This window comes from Polaromonas sp. UC242_47, assembly GCF_044452385.1.
Taxonomy (GTDB): domain Bacteria; phylum Pseudomonadota; class Gammaproteobacteria; order Burkholderiales; family Burkholderiaceae_C; genus Polaromonas.
In genome coordinates this window covers 1039665-1057970 of record NZ_JBIOAO010000001.1, presented here as the reverse complement: position 1 = coordinate 1057970, position 18306 = coordinate 1039665, and the positions used below count along the sequence as shown (strand labels likewise).

Genomic DNA, 18306 nt, shown 5'->3' with positions numbered 1-18306 from the left:
GCAGGCTGCTACAGCTAAACTGTAGCCATGATTTTAACTTTGAGCGCTGGGTGGGGTCTGGCCACGGCCATTGGGGCCGCGCTGGCCTACGCGGTGCTGGCGCTCGCCACGCCGCGTTTGAGCCCCGGCAGCACCCGCATCGTGCTGTTTTTGGCCTGGTTGCTACATGCCCTGACCCTGGCGAACGGCCTGCTCGGCCAGCCGCCGCGTTTTGGTTTTGCGCCCGCCCTGTCCATGACGGTCTGGCTGGTGCTCAGCGTTTATGCGGTGGAAAGCCGGCTCTTTCCGCAGTTGCAGGCACGCTGGGCGCTGGCCGGCCTGGGCAGTGCCGCCGTCTTGCTGGCGCTGGTGTTTCCCGGCGCCAGCTACCACCTGATTTCTTCGCCCTGGTTGCCCCTGCACTGGGCTTTGGGTATTGCCTCGTATGGCCTGTTCGCCACGGCGGTGGTGCATGGCTGGTTGATGAACCGCTCCGAGCGCTCCATCCGTTCGGCAACCCAGCCGGACACCGGCATGCCGCTGCTGACCCTGGAACGCCTGACCTTTCGTTTTGTGCAGGCCGGTTTTGTGCTGCTGACCGCCACCTTGCTGGTCGGCTGGTTGTTTGCCGAAACCCTGTACGGCCCGGGTCGGGCCTGGCAGTGGAACCACAAAACCTTTTTCTCGGTGCTGGCATGGCTCACCTTTGCCGGCCTGCTGATAGGCCGGGCGCGCCTGGGCTGGCGCGGACGCCAGGCGGTGCGGGTGTTGTACCTGGGCTCGGGGCTGCTGCTGCTCGGTTACGCCGGCTCGCGTTTTGTCCTTGAAATCATCCTGCACCGCATATGAAATACCTGATCGTGATTGCCGTGGTGCTGGTCGCCGTCTGGCTCTGGCGCAACAACCGGCGTGCCGAGTTGCGCGAAAAATCCGCACCGCGCCGCCCTGTCACCGGCCCGCACCAGTTGCCCACCGAGATCGTGGCCTGCGCTGTCTGCGCGGTGCACCTGCCCAGACCGGATGCCGTGGCCGGCAAACGCGGCCTGTATTGCAGCGACGCCCACCGCCGCCAGGCCGAGGATTAAATGCCACCGGACACAGGCCACTCCTGGTTTGGACCGGTAGACAAACGCCACGGCGCCTGGGGCGCCAGCGCCAGCGGCGAATCTTTTGGCCGCCTGTGGCGCGCCTTCATGACAGCGCGTGTGACCATTGCCGGCGTGTTGCTCGCCTTGCAGGCCTCGATTTACGCCCTGGGGCAGCCGGTCCGCGAAGCGATGATCTTGCTGTGCCTGGTCTACTTTGTAGCGACACTGGTGGTGCGGGTCTGGGCCCAGCCCAGACCACCGGGCAGCACCTTCGATACGCAGTGGTTGTTCACGATCGGTATCGACGTGCTGGCTTTCTCCGCCCTCAATTTTTTGCAGTCGGGCTCGATCAACTACACCGCGCTGTTTGCCCTGCCTGTCTTGCTGGCGTCCGTGTTGGGGCCGATTTTGCTGGCCCTGGGCACTGCCGCCAGCGTGACATTGCTGCTGCTCGGCGATGCCTGGTGGGTGTCGCTGCAAGCACAGGGCGAGTCCACCTCGCGTTTTCTGCAGGCCGCCCTGAGCGGTTCCGGCTTTTTTGTCGTGGCCTTGCTGGCCAACCAGTTGGCGCTGCGCCTGTCGCGGGAAGAACAGCGTGCCTACAGCAGCCAGTCGGTGGCACGTATGCAAACCCAGGTCAACGAACTGGTGATAGACACCCTGGTGGATGGTGTGCTGGTGATCGATATCAACGGCCTGGTGCGTGCGGCCAATCCCGCGTCCAGGCGTCTGCTGGCCACCCATGGTGTGGCCAGCAGCGCCCCCTTCATGCTGGCGGCCGAATTGGCCTGGTTGCCCCTGGCCAGGCTGGCCCAACGCACCCTGGAGCATCAAACCCCACAACAAGCCGATGTCACCCTGGAACACGCCTCGCGCCATGCGCGGCGCCTGCAGGTGCGTACGCGGCTGGCGGCCTCGCGCGATGGTTCGCACGAAAGCCTGTGTGTGATGTTTCTGGAAGACCTGCGCGAAATGGAAGCCAGGATACGCACCGAAAAAATGGCGGCCATGGGCCGCATGTCGGCCGCCGTCGCCCATGAGATCCGCAACCCGCTGGCCGCCATCACCCAGGCCAATGCCTTGCTCGAAGAAGACCTGCAGGATGCCGGGCATCGCCAGTTGACCGGCATGGTCGCGCAAAACGCACAGCGGCTCGCCCGTATCGTCGAGGAAATCCTCAACCTGTCGCGGGTGCAGGAACAAACGCCCCAAACACAAACACGCGCCCTGCGGCTTGACGACATGGTGCAGCGTATCTGCACAGACTGGGCCCAGCAGACCGCAACCGGCCCACGGCTGCATGTGCAAACGGGCACGGGCCAAGCCGCCATCCTGTTCGAAGCCGAACACCTGCGGCGCCTGATGGTCAACCTGCTGGACAACGCCTTGCGTTATGCCAGTACCGCGGCCGGTGCCATCCGGGTGGCGACCGACCATTCGGCCTCCGGGCAATTGCGGCTGTCGGTCTGGAGTGATGGACAGCCGCTGGAAAAAACGGTGCAATCCCATTTGTTTGAGCCATTTTTCTCGTCCGAAAGCCGCTCCAGCGGATTGGGGTTATATATATGCAGGGAATTGTGCGAACGCCATGGTGCCCTGGTGGGTTACCAGCGTATTGCGCGCAACCGGGTGGAAGGCAATGAATTTTTTGTCATTTTCAAACCGGCTGCAGCTTTTGACACAATCTCCGCCTGACCACCGCTTGAACCATCCATGACCACCCCGAATCAGGCCCACATACTGGTGATCGACGACGAGCCGGATCTGCGCACCCTCTACGAACTCACCTTGCTGCGCGAAGGTTACCGGGTCGAAGCCGCCGCCGACCTGGCGCAAGCCCGCGCCCAGTTGCAGGAAAAGCGCTTTGATGCCGTGATCACCGACATGCGCCTGCCCGATGGCTTGGGCCTGGAGTTGCTGCGCGAGATGGTCAGCCAGCAGCGACCCGAGCGCTGCGTCATCATCACCGCCCATGGCTCGGCCGAAAATGCGGTCGAGGCCCTGAAGGCCGGCGCCTTTGACTACCTGACCAAGCCGGTGGACCTCAAGCAGTTTCGCAACGTGGTGGCCTCAGCCATCCAGGGCCCCGCGAGCACTGCCGCGCTGGCCGGCGGCGAACGGACCCGGCCGGACGGCGATTCCAACGCTGCCGCGCCCAAAATGGCCAAATCCGGCGATGCCTCGCTGACCTTGCAACGCCTGGTTGGCGAATCCACCGTGATGCAAGCCGTCAAGTCCCGCATCGTCAAGGTCGCCGGCAGCATGGCACCGGTGTTGATCCAAGGCGAGTCCGGCACCGGCAAGGAGTTGGTCGCACGGTCTGTGCACGACTGCAGCCACCGCGCGGCCGGGCCGTTTGTGGCCGTCAACTGCGGCGCAATTCCGGAGAACCTGCTGGAGGCTGAGTTTTTTGGCGCGCGCAAAGGCGCTTACACCGGTTCCACGCAAGACCGCCAGGGTTATTTCCAGGCGGCCAAAGGCGGCACCCTGTTTCTCGACGAGATTGGCGACCTGCCACTGGCCATGCAGTCCAAGCTCTTGCGCGCCATCCAGGAACGTGTGGTCAGACCGCTGGGGTCGGCGCAGGAAGACACCGTGGATGTACGTATCGTCAGCGCCACCCACAAAGACCTGGGCGCAGGTGTGGCGGCCGGGCTGTTCCGCCAGGATTTGTATTACCGGCTCAACGTCATTGAAATCCATGTCCCGCCGCTGCGGGAGCGCCGCGAAGACCTGCCCGCCCTGTGCAAAGACCTGCTGGGCCGGATTTGCAAGGAGTCGGGTTTGCACATGCCTGATATCTCCAGCCAGGTCCTGGCCAGCCTGCAAGCCCATCCCTTCAACGGCAATGTGCGGGAACTGGAAAACATTCTGCATCGCGCGGTTGCCCTCGGTGAAGGCGGCGACCTGCACCTGGAGTCGCCTCCGGCCGAGGAAGTGACGGTGCCAGAGAACTTGCAGAACTTTCTGGATGGCCAGGAACGCGGCATCCTGTCCAAAGTCCTGCAGGAAACCGGCTTCAACCGCACGGCGGCCGCAGCCAAGCTGGGCATCAGCCTGCGTCAGATCCGTTACCGCATTGCCCGACTGAATATCGTCACCCCCAATGGGGACGATACGCCCGATGCACCCTAGCCCGACGGACGTCGCGCCTGCCTTGTGGCACCAAGGCTGGTACCAACACGCCAGGGCGCTGGCTTCGCCGAATTTCGGCGCCCGCCCTGCGACCGCATCCATCGACCTGGTGGTCATCCACTCGATCAGCCTGCCGCCCGGCGAGTTTGGCAACGGCCAGGTGCAGCGCCTGTTCACCAACCAGCTGGACTGGGACGCCCACCCCTACTTTCAAAGTATTCGCGGGCTGAAGGTTTCCTCGCATTTCTTCATCACCCGCTCCGGCCAGCTGTGGCAGTTCGTCAGCTGCGACGATCGCGCCTGGCATGCGGGTGAATCCTGCTACCGCGGCCGGAACAACTGCAACGACGACTCCATTGGCATCGAACTGGAAGGCTTGGAGGGCGGGCTGTTTGAAGCCGCGCAATACGAGACCTTGGCCAGCATCTGCGCCGCCTTGCTGCGGCACTACCCGGTGGCGCACTTGGCCGGGCACGAACACATCGCCAGCGGCCGCAAGCAAGACCCCGGCGTTGGCTTCGACTGGCCCTGGCTACAGCGAGCACTGGGTTTGCCGGCTCAGTGTTTTCCCGGGAACATTTAAATCACACCCCCGAAAAACCACCGCCAGCCGGTGGTTTTTAAAAAAATAAATACGCCATTTTTTGGTCAGCCTGAATATCGACAAGGGCTCGGCGGGCAAAATGCGTGACAGCCCGCATCAGGACTGGATCAGCGCTTTTTTGAGAGATGGCGCAAGGCCTGCCGGGCAGCGGCCCGATAACCCCTTGTGTGCATTTTTACCGGCAAAAAATAGCTACACAAAGTAACGGCGGCGCCATGAGGCGATACACTACCTGTAGTGCTTGAAATCACATTAGACCCTAGGTATAGTGTCTTAGCCCAGTATTCACTTTGATACATCCGGGCACCAGCCACTCAAGGAATCAACGCCACACGAGCCCAACACCGGCAACCGTCAGCCTTCTCCTTTGCCCCCTATCACATCGAATTCACCCGACAACAAAGCACAACGAGGAAGCCATGCAAACAGCCCAACATGCAACACCCGCCAGCACCAGCCTGCCGGCCGCAGATCAATCCACTGGCAGCCAGACCCAGGACCAGCCGCTGAACCACTACCAGATCATCCGCCGCAACGGCGCCGTCGTGCCTTTTGAGCCGAACAAGATCGCCGTGGCGATGATGAAAGCCTTCCTGGCGGTGCACGGCACCCAGGGCGCGGCGTCTGCCAGCGTGCGGGAAACCGTCGACGAACTGACCCAGACCGTGATGCGCGCCCTCATGCGTTCACGTCCAGGCGGCGGCACCTTCCATATTGAAGACGTGCAGGACCAGGTCGAGCTCGGCCTGATGCGCGGCAGCCACCACGAGGTCGCCCGCGCTTATGTGTTGTACCGCGAAAAGCGCACGCAGGAACGCGCACGCCAGCCCGAGGTGACGGCGCCCGCCGCGCCACAACTGCATGTACTGGACAACGGCAAAACCGTGGCGCTGGACATCCGCCAGTTGCAGGCGCTGATCGAAGCCTCCTGCGCCGGTCTGGGTGCAGACATCAAGCCCGACCCCATCGTTGCCGAAACCATGCGCAACCTGTACGACGGCGTGCCGATTGACGAGGTCTACAAGGCCTCCATCCTGGCAGCCCGCACCCTGATTGAAAAAGATCCGGACTACACCTACGCGACCGCCCGCCTGTTGCTGCACACCATTCGCCGCGAGGTCCTGGGTGGGGAAGTCACACAGGGCGACATGGACACGCGTTATGCCGAGTACTTCCCGCAATTCATCGCCAAAGGCGTGAAAAACGAGTTGCTCGATGAAAAATTGATGGAGTTCGACCTGGAGCGCCTGGGCGCCGCACTCAAGCCCGAGCGCGACCTGAAGTTTGACTACCTCGGCCTGCAGACGCTGTTCGATCGCTACTTCCTGCACGTGCGCAAACAGCGCATCGAACTGCCCCAGGCTTTCTTCATGCGTGTGGCCATGGGCCTGTCGCTGGAAGAAACCGATCGCGAAGCACACGCCATCGAGTTCTACGAAATCATGTCCTCCTTCGACTTCATGTCGAGCACACCCACCCTGTTCAACGCCGGCACCCTGCGTTCGCAGCTGTCCTCGTGTTACCTGACCACGGTGGCCGACGACCTGGGCGGCATTTACGATGCCATCAAGGAAAACGCCCTGCTGTCCAAGTTTGCCGGCGGCCTCGGCAACGACTGGACGCCGGTGCGCGCCCTGGGCGCCCACATCAAGGGCACCAATGGCGAATCACAAGGCGTCGTGCCCTTCCTGAAAGTTGTCAACGACACCGCCGTGGCGGTGAATCAGGGCGGCAAACGCAAGGGCGCGGTCTGCGCCTACCTGGAAACCTGGCACCTGGACATCGAAGAGTTCCTGGAATTGCGCAAAAACACCGGCGATGACCGCCGCCGCACGCACGACATGAACACCGCCAACTGGATTCCCGACCTGTTCATGCGCCGCGTGATGGAAAAAGGCAGCTGGACGCTGTTTTCGCCGTCCGACACGCCCGACCTGCACGACAAATACGGCATCGAGTTCGAAAAAACCTACACCGCCTACGAAGCCCGGGCCGAGCGTGGCGAGATCAAGCCTGCGCGCAAACTGCAGGCCGTGGACATGTGGCGCAAGATGCTGTCTATGCTGTTCGAGACCGGCCATCCCTGGATCACCTTCAAGGACGCCTGCAATGTGCGTTCGCCCCAGCAACATGCCGGCGTCGTGCACTCGTCCAACCTGTGCACCGAAATCACGCTCAACACCAGCGACACCGAAACCGCCGTCTGCAACCTGGGTTCCGTTAACCTGGTCCAGCATTTGAAGGACGGCGCGGTTGACCACGAGAAGCTCAAAAAGACCATCACCACGGCCATGCGCATGCTGGACAACGTGATCGACATCAACTACTACGCGGTCGAGAAGGCACGCATCTCCAACCTGCGCCACCGTCCGGTCGGCCTGGGCCTGATGGGCTTCCAGGACTGCCTGTACGAGCTGCGTATTCCTTATGCATCGGATGCGGCGGTCGAGTTTGCCGACAAATCCATGGAAGCGATTTGCTACCACGCCTACTGGGCGTCCACCGAGCTGGCCAAAGAGCGCGGCCAATACAGCAGCTACAAGGGCTCGCTGTGGGACCAAGGCATCTTGCCGCTGGACACGCTGGACTTGCTGGCCAAGGAACGTGGCGGTTATCTGGAAGTGGATCGTTCCGCCACCCTGGACTGGGACGCGCTGCGCCAGAAAATCGCCAAGGACGGCATGCGCAATTCCAACTGCGTGGCCATCGCCCCGACGGCCACCATCTCCAACATCATTGGTGTGGATGCCTGTATCGAGCCCTGCTTCGGTAACCTCTCTGTCAAGTCCAACCTGTCCGGTGAGTTCACGGTCATTAACCACTACCTGGTGCGCGACCTCAAACGTCTGAACCTGTGGGATGACGTGATGGTGGTGGACCTGAAACACTTTGACGGCTCGCTGCGCCCCATCGACCGTGTGCCGCAAGACATCAAGGCACTTTACGCCACGGCTTTCGAAGTGGATGCCACCTGGCTGGTCGAAGCCGCATCACGTCGCCAGAAATGGATTGACCAGGCGCAATCGCTCAACATCTACATGGCAGGCGCGTCCGGCAAGAAGCTCGACGACACCTACAAGCTGGCATGGTTGCGTGGCCTGAAGACCACCTATTACCTGCGCACCATGAGCGCCACCCATGCGGAAAAATCCACCGTCAAAGCCGGCAAGATGAACTCCGTCGCATCGGGCAATACCGATGACACCGGCAGCATGAATGCACTCGATGCAGCCGCTGCCGCAGCGCAGGTTCAGATGGATGCATCACCTGCCACCGACATCAAGTTTTGCGCGATTGACGATCCCGGTTGCGAGGCCTGCCAATAACAAAAAATCGCGGCGCCGAAAAAATTCAGCGCCGCGATTCGATGTAATTGAGCAACACAAATTTATAGCGATGTAAATGAACACTTTTCATTTTGTATCGCTGCTTTCATAATCCAACTTATTGGAAACCTCTATGTTGACCTGGGACGAAGAAGCCAAACCATCGTTGCAAACATCTTTGAACAGCAGCTTGCCCGAAAGCCGCTCGATGGAACTTCCGCCTCTTTCTTTGCAGCAGCCTCAAGCGGCCTCCCGCACGCTTGACGACAGCGCCCTGATTTCCGCACAAACGACCTCGGCGGCACCGGCCGCAGCAGCACCGACGGCACAACGTGTCAGGGCCGCCGACAAACGCATCATCAACGGCCAGACCGACGTGAACCAGCTGGTTCCCTTCAAGTACAAATGGGCCTGGGAAAAATACTTGGCCAGCTGCGCAAACCACTGGATGCCGCAGGAAGTGAACATGACGCGCGACATCGCGTTGTGGAAAGACCCGAACGGTCTGACCGACGACGAGCGCCGCCTGGTCAAGCGCAACCTGGGATTTTTTGTCACCGCCGACTCGCTGGCCGCCAACAACATTGTGTTGGGCACCTACCGCCACATCACGGCACCCGAATGCCGTCAGTTTTTGCTGCGCCAAGCCTTTGAAGAAGCCATTCACACCCATGCCTACCAGTACATCACCGAGTCGCTGGGCCTGGACGAAGCCGAGATCTTCAACGCCTACAACGAAGTGCAGTCGATCAAGGACAAGGACCAGTTCCTGATTCCGTTCATCGACGCCATCTCGGACCCCAACTTCAAGACCGGCACACCCGAAGCGGACCAGACCCTGCTGAAATCGCTGATCGTGTTTGCCTGCCTGATGGAAGGCCTGTTCTTCTACGTTGGCTTCACGCAGATCCTTGCGCTGGGCCGCCAGAACAAGATGACCGGTGCCGCCGAGCAGTATCAGTACATCCTGCGCGACGAGTCCATGCATTGCAACTTCGGCATCGACCTGATCAACCAGTTGAAGCTCGAAAACCCACACCTGTGGACGGCCGAGTTCAAGGCCGAGATCAAGGCCCTGTTCATGAAAGCGGTCGAGCTGGAATACCGCTACGCGGAAGACACCATGCCCCGTGGCGTGCTGGGCCTCAACGCCTCCATGTTCAAGGGTTACCTGCGCTACATCGCCAATCGCCGGGCCACGCAGATTGGACTTGAAACCTTGTTCCCGAACGAAGAGAATCCGTTCCCGTGGATGAGCGAGATGATCGACCTGAAAAAAGAACGCAACTTTTTTGAAACCCGTGTGATTGAGTACCAGTCGGGTGGTGCTCTGTCCTGGGATTGATCAAGCACCCACACTACAATGATTTCTAGAATTGCAATGACCAATGACGACACCGCAGAGTGCGCGTTGGGCTTTGCTCCTGTGTTCGCGGCGCTGGGCCCGTTATGCTGGCCCAACGCCGTGAATCGCTTTGCGTACTCCAAACGTGAAGTGCTCTTTGCAATGTGATCAAGGAGAAAACTATGGCAACTGCGAAAAAATCTGCGGCTAAAAAAGCTGCTCCGAAAAAAGCCCCTGCGAAAAAAGTAGTGGCGAAAAAAGCACCTGCTAAAAAAGTAGCAGCGAAGAAAGCCCCGGCCAAAAAAGCGCCAGCGAAAAAAGTAGCCGCTAAAAAAGTAGCAGCGAAAAAAGCGCCAGCGAAAAAAGCCCCGGCCAAAAAAGTAGCAGCGAAGAAAGTCGCGGCTAAAAAAGTAGCGGCCAAAAAACCAGCTGCGAAAAAAGTAGCAGCGAAAAAACCAGCGGCTAAAAAAGTAGCGAAAAAAGCACCAGCGAAGAAAGCTGCTGCGAAGAAACCCGCTGCCAAAAAGCCTGCCGCCAAGAAAGCAGCGAAAAAGCCCGCTGCGAAGAAAGCCGCGAAAAAACCCGCTGCCAAAGCTCCTGCTGCACCGGCTTCCCCTTCGGCTCAGACAACTCTGAACCCGCAAGCCGCCTGGCCGTTTCCGACAGCCAGCAAGCCGTAAGCAACAAGATCCTTGTGCTTCAAAGCCCGACATCTCGCGATGTCGGGCTTTTTCATGGGTGCTTCCGTTTGGGCACGCTGCACCCGCAACGCGTTGTCACAGCCGCCGCGTGGCAACCACCAATTCGAGATATCGAATCAGTAGCTGCTTGCGCCCGTCCATCAAGGGCTAGAGGCCGATTTGATCAGCAGTCAGCGTGTAGTTCTGGCCGCCACGGTGCGCGATCTTGTGGGCGCCGACGCGATTGCCGAGTTCGGCACAGCGCGCCAATGACCAGCCTTTTTCCAGACCGAACAACAAGGCGCCGCGGAAAGCGTCACCGCAACCCGTGGGGTCCAACACCTCTTTGGCCGCCACGGGCGCCACCAGCGTCTTCTCGCCCGCCACCCAGACTTCACAACCTTCGGCGCCCAGGGTCACGACCAGGCCTTGCACGCGTTTTGAAATCTCGGCGCAAGACAGGCCGGTCCGGTCGCACAGCAGCTTGGCTTCGTAGTCGTTGACGGTGACCCAGGTCGCCAGTTCCACAAAATGGGCGAGGTCCTTGCCGTCAAACATAGGCAAACCCTGGCCTGGATCAAACACAAAAGGAATCCCGGCCGCCTTGAACTGCTCGGCGTGCTGCAACATGGCATCGCGCCCGTCCGGCGAGATGATGCCGATCTTGATGTCCTCACGCGCCTGGATGCTCGTGATGTGCGCCTGCATCATGGCGCCCGGGTGAAACGCCGTGATCTGGTTGTTGTCGCGGTCCGTCATGATCATGGCCTGGGCGGTGTAGCTGTCAGCCACTTCACGGACAAATTCCGTGCTGATGCCCAAGGTGTTCATACGCGTCACATATTCGGCCCCGTCGCTGCCGACGGTCGCCATCGGCAAAGGGATGCCGCCCAGTTGTTTCAGGCTGTAGGCAATGTTGCCGGCGCAACCGCCAAACTCGCGGCGCAAGGCCGGCACCAGAAAAGACACGTTGAGGATGTGCAACTGGTCGGGCATGATTTGCTCGGAGAAGCGTCCCTCAAAAGTCATGATGGTGTCAAAGGCCAGGGAACCACAAATTACAGCAGGCATGGAGGTTTCAATTCAATCAGGGATAAAAAGCAAGAACCCGGTAACCAGCGATCCGCCAGGGCGCGGAAGCTTTGGGCGCAGAGGCGCTGGCAGCGGGGGCGGAAACAGGGTTGGCAATGGCCAGGGTCAGCACGCCCGAAAACTCGGCGCCGGCCGCCAGCGTGGCCGCCGTGGCGCCCAGATCGCCGGGTGTCAATACACGCCGCAGCAAGGCCTGGTCCTGGGTATCGGTCAGGGTCAGTTCCAGCGAGGGCATGGCCATGGCCACAGCGCCGGTATTTTTGATCACCACCTTGAGCCGGTAGGTGTCTGCACCGACCTTGTTGAACGACGAGCTGTCGATCACGATGGATTCGATGTGTTGCGGCGGTTTGATCTCGCAACCCAGGGAATTGCACAAGGTCTGCAGGCTTGAACTCAACCAGGGCTGCGACGCAGCCAGCGTATTCCGCTGGAACACGGCCACCTGCAACAGCAAGAGCAGCAGCAAAACAAGTGCCGCCAGGCCCAAGGCCCAGCGCATGAGCGGCCGGCGCCAAAACGCATGGCGCCTGGCATCACGCACAAAAGACACGTCCTCACTGGCTTCGTGCCCAGGCGCTTCGGGCTCGCCAAAAGTCTGCTTGTCCTTGGGCGACGCTGGCGGTGCCGGCTCGGAAAAGGCAAAGGCGTCAGGACTCACCGATGAAGCAAACACCTCGGCCGCCAGATCGGGGGGCATGGACACCTGGACTTCGGGCACGGAGAGCGCATCCGCGTGCGCCTGCGGCGGCAGCTCATCCAGATCGGCCGCCTCCGGGGCAACAAACAGACTGGCCGGAGAGACATGTACGTCCGTGTCAGCGGCTTCTGCCGCTGCGGCGCCACTGCCAGCGAGAGGGGAACTTTGCGCATCGCGCGGCTGCAAATGGGCCGCGGCATCGAAGACCTCGGAGCACTGCCCGCAACGCACCCAACCCTGGGAGATTTTGAGTTGGTCAGCCACGACTTTGAACATCGTGCCGCAAGCAGGACAGCGCGTAATCAGGCTCATGTAGCGCCGTATTGTAAGGCGGTGATGCGCCGCGGTCCCTCAGTCTGACCAGGGGCTGCGCACCGGCCGGATCAGAGCCGTGCGGTCATCAGTATCCAGCCGTCTTCCTGGTCGGACACCTGCAACTGGGCATAAGGCGCGTACGCGGCCTTCAGCTCATCCGCCTGCCGCTCCAGAATTCCGGCCAGCACCAGCGAGCCGCCCGGGGCGACCCGCGCGCAGAGCAAAGGCGCCAGTACTTTCAAAGGCGTGGCCAGAATATTGGCCAGCACCGTCTGGTACAGGCCATCGACCTTGTCGGGCAGGCCGGCGTTCAGCGCCACATGATTGGCTTCGGCATTGGCCAGGGTGGACTGCACCGCCGCTTCGTCAATATCCACCGCATCGATGGCCGAGGCGCCAAACTTGGCCGCACCGATGGCCAGGATGCCGGAACCACAGCCATAGTCCAGCACACGCTCCAGGGGCCTGGCTGCGCCATTTTTTGCAATCCAGCGCAGGCACATGCGGGTGGTCGGGTGCGTGCCGGTCCCAAAGGCCAGGCCCGGATCCAGCCGGATCACCTGCGTGGCTTGCGCCGGCAGTTCGTGCCAGGTCGGCACAATCCAGAACTCGGGCGTGATCTCCACCGGCGTGAACTGCGATTGGGTCAACCGCACCCAGTCTTGCTCGGGCACAGGCTGAATGGCGACCACCTGGCAGCCGTCAAAAAAGTCCTGCGCGGCCAGCACGGTGGCGGCATCACGCGCCAGGGCTTCGCTGTTGAACAGCGAGACCACGCGCGAACGCTCCCAGCCAGCTTGGGGTGGCGGCATGCCGGGTTCGCCAAACAAGGCCTGCTCGGCCGGGGTCTGGGCATCGGCGTCTTCCACCGACACACTCAGCGCGTCCAGGGCATCCAGTGCGTCGCCGAGCATTTCAACACTGGCGACCGGGGCCAGCAAAACAAGTTCAAACAAGCTCATGGCGGACAAACGGTGGTCTAGCGATCACGCTTGGACAACCACTCTTCAAGGTAGTGAATATTGGTGCCGCCGTCCATGAACTTGGCATCCACCATCAATTCGCGGTGCAGCGGAATGTTGGTGTTGATGCCTTCGACCACGGTTTCCGCCAGCGCGGTGCGCATGCGGGCCAGGGCCTGCTCACGCGTGTCGCCATGCACAATGATCTTGCCTATCATCGAGTCGTAGTTGGGCGGCACAAAGTAGTTGGCGTAGATGTGCGAGTCCACACGCACGCCCGGACCGCCCGGTGTGTGCCAGGTGGTGATGCGCCCCGGCGAGGGGGTGAACTTGTAAGGGTCTTCCGCATTGATGCGGCATTCGATCGAATGGCCCTTGATTTCAATCTGGCGCTGGGTGAAAGGCAGCTTTTCGCCGGCCGCCACCTGGATCTGCGTCTTGACGATGTCCACGCCGGTCACCCATTCGGTCACCGGGTGTTCGACCTGGACGCGGGTGTTCATCTCGATGAAGTAGAACTCGCCGTTTTCGTACAGGAACTCGAAGGTGCCGGCGCCGCGGTAACCAATCTTCTTGACCGCTGCCACACAACGCTCACCGATACGCTCGATCAGCTTGCGCGGAATGCCGGGCGCTGGTGCCTCTTCAATCACTTTCTGGTGGCGGCGCTGCATGGAGCAATCGCGCTCGCCCAGCCAGACCGCATTTTTGTGCTGGTCGGCCAGAATCTGGATTTCAATGTGGCGCGGGTTCTGCAGGAATTTCTCCATGTAGACCTCGGGGTTGCCAAAAGCGGCCCCCGCTTCAGCCTTGGTGGTTTGCACCGCGTGCAGCAAGGCCGCCTCGGTGTGAACCACCCGCATGCCACGCCCACCGCCGCCGCCGGCGGCCTTGATGATGACCGGGTAACCGACTTGTTTGGCCGTGCGTTTGATGACCGCCGGATCGTCCGGCAAAGCGCCTTCGGAGCCGGGCACACAAGGCACACCGGCCTTGATCATGGTTTGTTTGGCCGACACCTTGTCGCCCATGATACGGATCGAGTCCGGCGTCGGACCGATGAACTTGAAGCCGCTTTTTTCAACCCGCTCGGCGAAGTCGGCGTTTTCGCTCAGGAAACCGTAACCTGGGTGAATTGCCTCGGCATCCGTCACCTCGGCCGCAGAAATAATGGCCGGCATGTTCAGGTAGCTCTGCGCCGACGGCGCCGGGCCAATGCAGACCGACTCGTCGGCCAGCTTGATGTATTTGGCCTCACGGTCGGCTTCCGAATAAACCATCACGGCCTTGACGCCGAGTTCGCGGCAGGCGCGCTGGATCCGGAGTGCGATTTCGCCGCGGTTGGCGATCAGTATCTTTTTGAACATGCGTCAATCACTCGATCGTGAAGAGCGGCTGTCCATATTCCACCGCCTGGCCGTTCTCACAAAGAATGCGCGTGATGGTGCCGGATTTGTCGGCCTCGATCTCGTTGAGGATTTTCATGGCCTCGATGATGCAGATGGTCTCGCCTTCCTTGACCTGGCTGCCCACTTCGACAAAAGGCTTGGCGCCCGGGCTGGCCGAGCGGTAAAACGTGCCGACCATGGGCGACTTGACGGCATGGCCAGCAGGCGCGGCCGGCTCGACAGCGGCGGGCACGGCACCGGCGACGGGGGCAGCCACAGGTGCAGCGGCCATGGTCATGACCGGTTGCTGCATCGCCATCGGAGCGCCGCCAGACTTGACGATACGCACCTTGCCTTCGGCCTCGGTGATCTCCAGTTCAGACACGTTGGACTCCGAGACGAGGTCAATCAGGGTCTTGAGTTTTCTTAAATCCATATATGCTCCAACGACGGTCAGTACACAGGGCGGGTAGATCTGGCTTGCATAGGCAAACCATCAAGCAGGTGGGTTTGGCAACAATCTGCACCCAAACCCCTCCTTGTACACCGTTCTGCGCTTAAAAAACAGTTAATCTTATTAATTCAGGCTATTGAGCCGAACGGGAAAGGGCGAAGTCTACCCTATTCGCAGCAGACCCCCCGCGCCGCGATCAGCCGCTGATCGGGCAGACTCTGAAAAAGACGCCGGGTGAAAACTGCCAAGCGCACCCATTTGAATCACTTTTGCTTTTTTGTAAGCAATTTCCACGATTTGCACTTAACGGTATCAAATACGCATCAAAATGAAAGCATGTCGAAGCGCTGCCAGACAGTCGAGAAAGCACGTCCACCCCGTCAACAGCTTCGCAGGACTGGACTTTACCGCAAATTGGCACCGCCTCCGACCGCTAAACCAGTTGCGCCCATTGGGCCAGATCGCTCGCAGATACCTGGCCGATTTTGCGGTGCAAGACCTGGCCAGACCCACCAAACACCACCGTAAACGGCAGGCCACCGGCCGCATTGCCCATGGCTTTGCTGAGTTCGGTACCGCCCAGGCCGGCCATGGCCACGGGAAAACTCAGCGGCTTGCGTTGCAGCCAGGCGCGCACCGCACTCGGCTGGTCCACCGCCAGCCCCAGCACCTGCCAGTTTTTGGACTGGTTGTCTTGGTGGAAGCGGTCAATCAGCGGCAGTTCTTCAACACAGGGCGGGCACCAGGTGGCCCAGAAATTGACGAGCAAAGGTTTGCCGGCAAAACTGGCCATGGGCAACGCCTCACCCGTGGGGGTGTCAAAACTCTGCTGCCAGAACACATCCTGCGCAAGCGCAGGATCGCCATGGGGCTCAAATTTTCGCCAGGCCACGCCCGCGCCAGCCAGGCCGGCGACAGCGGCCGCACCGACATACATCAGTTGTCTACGTTTCAAGAGGAGGACTCCGTCTGGGATATCAGTAATTTTTGCACGTCGGCGAGGTCCCCACGGGGTTTACGCCCTTTCGCATCGGGCCGTAAGGCGCCGCGCAGGTGGTCGTGGTCATAGACCATCAAATGCACACCGACCATTTCCTGCAAACCCTGGCAGTGGCTGCTCAGGCTCAGCGCCTCGACCTGGTCACCGGTAAAACCGGTCACGGTGCGCGGCTCGTAGTCCACGTTGTGGTCGATCAAGGCGATTTCAGCGGACTTCGGGTCGTCGCAAAAAAGCTGGATATAGATGTCGGACAGGCGCGTGGCCGTGCCATGCCAGACCGCGCCGCCCAGGTAGGGCCGAAATGCCGCCATGCGTTGCATCCAGACCAGGGCCAATTCACGCAGCGCGGCCAGCTCCGCCGGCTGGGTGTCGGCGCAAAACAGGGCAATGTATTCACGCACGGCATCTTCCAGCTCGTCGTTGCCGGGCAACTCGCTGCGGCTGGGCAAGTCCATTTGTTTGACGGCGCGGCGTTTGGCGGGGCCGTATTCCAGCCCCTCTTCGACGATCAGGGCGGCGGCCGTGGCAGCGATTTCCTGCTTCAGGGTGTGGGGATTCACGGCATGTTCTCGGTAAAAAGCGGCGGGAAGGCGGCTGACTGACTCTGCAGGGATGGACCCCTGCAGCAGCGATAAAGTTGCAAGCAGAGGTCACGACACCAAATCGCTATTGAATTCATAGCTACCCACACTCTATGGATATGGGCTAGAGGCCTATTTTATCAATAATTCATGGCCCAACCCGCGGAGGCGACCCAGGGTCAGCCAGCCTCCTAGAATACCGGCATGCACATACATATTCTGGGAATTTGCGGCACCTTCATGGGCGGCCTGGCCGCGCTGGCACGTGAGGCCGGGCATACCGTCACCGGCTGCGACACCGGCGTTTACCCGCCCATGAGCGATCAGTTGCGTGCGCTGGGCATTGAGCTGGTGGAAGGTTACGGCGCCGAACAACTGGCTTTCGAGCCGGACGTGTTTGTCGTCGGCAATGTGGTGTCCCGCGTCCACGACAGCAGCGGCAAGGCCAAATACCCGCTGATGGAAGCCATCCTCAACGCCGGCCTGCCCTACACCAGCGGGCCGCAATGGCTGGCCGCGCATGTGTTGCACCACCCGACACACCACGCCACCGGGCCGCGCCATGTGCTGGCGGTGGCCGGCACCCACGGCAAAACCACCACCACCTCCATGCTGGCCTGGATCCTGGAACACGCCGGTCTGCAGCCGGGTTTTCTGGTCGGCGGCGTGCCGCTCAATTTCGGTGTGTCGGCCCGTCTCGGTGCCGGCAACACCTTTGTGATCGAAGCCGACGAATACGACACGGCGTTTTTCGACAAACGCAGCAAGTTTGTGCATTACCGGCCGCGCACCGCCATCCTGAACAACCTGGAGTTTGACCACGCGGACATCTTCGACGACCTGGCCGCGATCGAGCGCCAGTTCCACCACCTGGTGCGCACCGTGCCCAGAACCGGCCGGATTGTGGTCAATGCCGGGGAAGACAGCTTGGCCCGGGTGCTGGACCAGGGCTGCTGGAGTGAGCGGGTAGGTTTTGGTCGCAGCACGCCACAGGGCTTTTCGGCGCGCGGTGAACCCAGCGCTTTTGACGTGCTGAAAGACGGCCAGGTCGTCGGCCGCGTCGAGTGGGAGATCAGTGGCGTGCACAACCAGCTCAATGCGCTGGCCGCCATCGCTGCAGCCGAACATGTAGGCGTGGCGCCGCAAGACGCGGCCCGGGCTTTGGCTGAGTTCCAGAACGTCAAGCGCCGCATGGAAGTGCGCGGCGTGGTGCAGCGCCCCGGCGGCGCCATCACCGTGTATGACGACTTTGCCCACCACCCGACGGCGATCCGCACCACGATTGACGGTTTGCGCCGCCAGCTCGACAGCCAGGGCGGCGCACAGCGCATCCTGGCCATCTTCGAGCCGCGCAGCACCACCATGAAGCTGGGCACCATGGCCGCCCAACTGCCCTGGAGCCTGGCGCAGGCCGACCTGGCGTTTTGCCATGCGGGCGGGCTGGACTGGGACGCCCGCGCCGCGCTGGCGCCCATGGGCGAACGCGCGCAGGTGGCGGACAACATCGCGCAGTTGCTGGCGCAGGTCCAAGCCGCGGCCCAACCGGGCGACCATTTGTTGTGTATGAGTAACGGCGGCTTTGGCGGCATTCACAGCAAACTGCTGGACGCCCTGCGGGCTGGCTAAAACGCTACTGATTCAATAGCTGCTTATGCCC

At 61.1% G+C, this 18306-nt stretch carries 16 protein-coding genes; 9 read left to right on the top strand and 7 right to left on the bottom strand.

Going from position 1 to position 18306, the window contains the following annotated elements:
• Nucleotides 1–27: 27 nt before the first annotated feature.
• From ACHMXK_RS05205 to ACHMXK_RS05170, 8 genes are all read left to right on the top strand, one after another.
• On the top strand, nt 28–828 hold the full coding sequence (locus ACHMXK_RS05205) for an inner membrane protein YpjD (RefSeq protein WP_397438288.1): 801 nt from the start codon (nt 28–30) through the stop codon (nt 826–828).
• Nucleotides 825–1064, top strand: coding sequence for a PP0621 family protein (locus tag ACHMXK_RS05200; RefSeq protein WP_397438286.1), 240 nt, complete (start codon nt 825–827; stop codon nt 1062–1064). Before ACHMXK_RS05205 ends, ACHMXK_RS05200 begins: the two co-directional genes overlap by 4 nt.
• Nucleotides 1065–2762: an ATP-binding protein gene (locus tag ACHMXK_RS05195; protein WP_397438284.1), complete on the top strand. Its 1698-nt coding sequence runs from the start codon at nt 1065–1067 to the stop codon at nt 2760–2762.
• An 18-nt stretch (nt 2763–2780) separates the two neighbouring features.
• Nucleotides 2781–4202 (top strand): sigma-54-dependent transcriptional regulator, encoded by a 1422-nt coding sequence (locus ACHMXK_RS05190; RefSeq protein WP_397438282.1) that lies wholly within the window; start codon nt 2781–2783, stop codon nt 4200–4202.
• Nucleotides 4192–4785, top strand: a complete 594-nt coding sequence (gene ampD, locus ACHMXK_RS05185) for a 1,6-anhydro-N-acetylmuramyl-L-alanine amidase AmpD (protein ID WP_397438281.1) — start codon at nt 4192–4194, stop codon at nt 4783–4785. The genes ACHMXK_RS05190 and ampD overlap by 11 nt, the downstream gene beginning before the upstream one ends.
• A gap of 440 nt (nt 4786–5225) precedes the next feature.
• Nucleotides 5226–8132, top strand: a complete 2907-nt coding sequence (locus tag ACHMXK_RS05180; protein ID WP_397438279.1) for a ribonucleoside-diphosphate reductase subunit alpha — start codon at nt 5226–5228, stop codon at nt 8130–8132.
• Nucleotides 8133–8265: 133 nt separating this feature from the next.
• Nucleotides 8266–9477, top strand: a complete 1212-nt coding sequence (locus ACHMXK_RS05175; RefSeq protein ID WP_397438277.1) for a ribonucleotide-diphosphate reductase subunit beta — start codon at nt 8266–8268, stop codon at nt 9475–9477.
• A gap of 182 nt (nt 9478–9659) precedes the next feature.
• A complete protein-coding gene (locus ACHMXK_RS05170; RefSeq protein ID WP_318409678.1) occupies nt 9660–10157 on the top strand; it encodes a histone H1-like DNA-binding protein in 498 nt (165 codons plus the stop codon).
• 168 nt (nt 10158–10325) lie between these two features.
• On the opposite strand, the gene ACHMXK_RS05165 is transcribed toward ACHMXK_RS05170, so the two are convergent.
• The 7 genes from ACHMXK_RS05165 to ACHMXK_RS05135 form a co-directional block, all read right to left on the bottom strand.
• Nucleotides 10326–11228, bottom strand: a complete 903-nt coding sequence (locus tag ACHMXK_RS05165) for a carbohydrate kinase family protein (protein ID WP_397438275.1) — start codon at nt 11226–11228, stop codon at nt 10326–10328.
• A gap of 16 nt (nt 11229–11244) precedes the next feature.
• Complete coding sequence (locus ACHMXK_RS05160) at nt 11245–12261, bottom strand: DUF3426 domain-containing protein (protein ID WP_397438273.1); 1017 nt, start codon at nt 12259–12261, stop codon at nt 11245–11247.
• Between the two features lie 71 nt (nt 12262–12332).
• Complete coding sequence (gene prmA / locus ACHMXK_RS05155; protein WP_397442444.1) at nt 12333–13220, bottom strand: 50S ribosomal protein L11 methyltransferase; 888 nt, start codon at nt 13218–13220, stop codon at nt 12333–12335.
• A gap of 23 nt (nt 13221–13243) precedes the next feature.
• Nucleotides 13244–14593 carry an acetyl-CoA carboxylase biotin carboxylase subunit gene (accC, locus tag ACHMXK_RS05150; RefSeq protein ID WP_397438271.1) on the bottom strand — a complete coding sequence of 450 codons (1350 nt, stop codon included), beginning with the start codon at nt 14591–14593 and terminating at the stop codon, nt 13244–13246.
• A gap of 7 nt (nt 14594–14600) precedes the next feature.
• Entirely contained in the window at nt 14601–15050 is a 450-nt protein-coding gene (accB, locus tag ACHMXK_RS05145; protein WP_397438269.1) for an acetyl-CoA carboxylase biotin carboxyl carrier protein, read from the bottom strand.
• A gap of 451 nt (nt 15051–15501) precedes the next feature.
• Nucleotides 15502–16023: a TlpA family protein disulfide reductase gene (locus ACHMXK_RS05140; protein ID WP_397438267.1), complete on the bottom strand. Its 522-nt coding sequence runs from the start codon at nt 16021–16023 to the stop codon at nt 15502–15504.
• Nucleotides 16020–16628: a hypothetical protein gene (locus tag ACHMXK_RS05135; protein WP_397438265.1), complete on the bottom strand. Its 609-nt coding sequence runs from the start codon at nt 16626–16628 to the stop codon at nt 16020–16022. The genes ACHMXK_RS05140 and ACHMXK_RS05135 overlap by 4 nt, the downstream gene beginning before the upstream one ends.
• Before the next feature lie 225 nt (nt 16629–16853).
• Here ACHMXK_RS05135 and mpl point away from each other — a divergent pair, with 225 nt between their 5' ends.
• Entirely contained in the window at nt 16854–18275 is a 1422-nt protein-coding gene (gene mpl / locus ACHMXK_RS05130) for a UDP-N-acetylmuramate:L-alanyl-gamma-D-glutamyl-meso-diaminopimelate ligase (protein ID WP_397438263.1), read from the top strand.
• Nucleotides 18276–18306 lie beyond the last annotated feature (31 nt).

Coding starts and splice junctions, on each gene's coding strand:
- ACHMXK_RS05205 (WP_397438288.1), top strand. CDS start 28: ATGATTTTAACTTTGAGCGCTGGGTGGGGTCTGGCCACGGCCATTGGG.
- ACHMXK_RS05200 (WP_397438286.1), top strand. CDS start 825: ATGAAATACCTGATCGTGATTGCCGTGGTGCTGGTCGCCGTCTGGCTC.
- ACHMXK_RS05195 (WP_397438284.1), top strand. CDS start 1,065: ATGCCACCGGACACAGGCCACTCCTGGTTTGGACCGGTAGACAAACGC.
- ACHMXK_RS05190 (WP_397438282.1), top strand. CDS start 2,781: ATGACCACCCCGAATCAGGCCCACATACTGGTGATCGACGACGAGCCG.
- ampD (WP_397438281.1), top strand. CDS start 4,192: ATGCACCCTAGCCCGACGGACGTCGCGCCTGCCTTGTGGCACCAAGGC.
- ACHMXK_RS05180 (WP_397438279.1), top strand. CDS start 5,226: ATGCAAACAGCCCAACATGCAACACCCGCCAGCACCAGCCTGCCGGCC.
- ACHMXK_RS05175 (WP_397438277.1), top strand. CDS start 8,266: ATGTTGACCTGGGACGAAGAAGCCAAACCATCGTTGCAAACATCTTTG.
- ACHMXK_RS05170 (WP_318409678.1), top strand. CDS start 9,660: ATGGCAACTGCGAAAAAATCTGCGGCTAAAAAAGCTGCTCCGAAAAAA.
- ACHMXK_RS05165 (WP_397438275.1), bottom strand. CDS start 11,228: ATGCCTGCTGTAATTTGTGGTTCCCTGGCCTTTGACACCATCATGACT.
- ACHMXK_RS05160 (WP_397438273.1), bottom strand. CDS start 12,261: ATGAGCCTGATTACGCGCTGTCCTGCTTGCGGCACGATGTTCAAAGTC.
- accC (WP_397438271.1), bottom strand. CDS start 14,593: ATGTTCAAAAAGATACTGATCGCCAACCGCGGCGAAATCGCACTCCGG.
- accB (WP_397438269.1), bottom strand. CDS start 15,050: ATGGATTTAAGAAAACTCAAGACCCTGATTGACCTCGTCTCGGAGTCC.
- mpl (WP_397438263.1), top strand. CDS start 16,854: ATGCACATACATATTCTGGGAATTTGCGGCACCTTCATGGGCGGCCTG.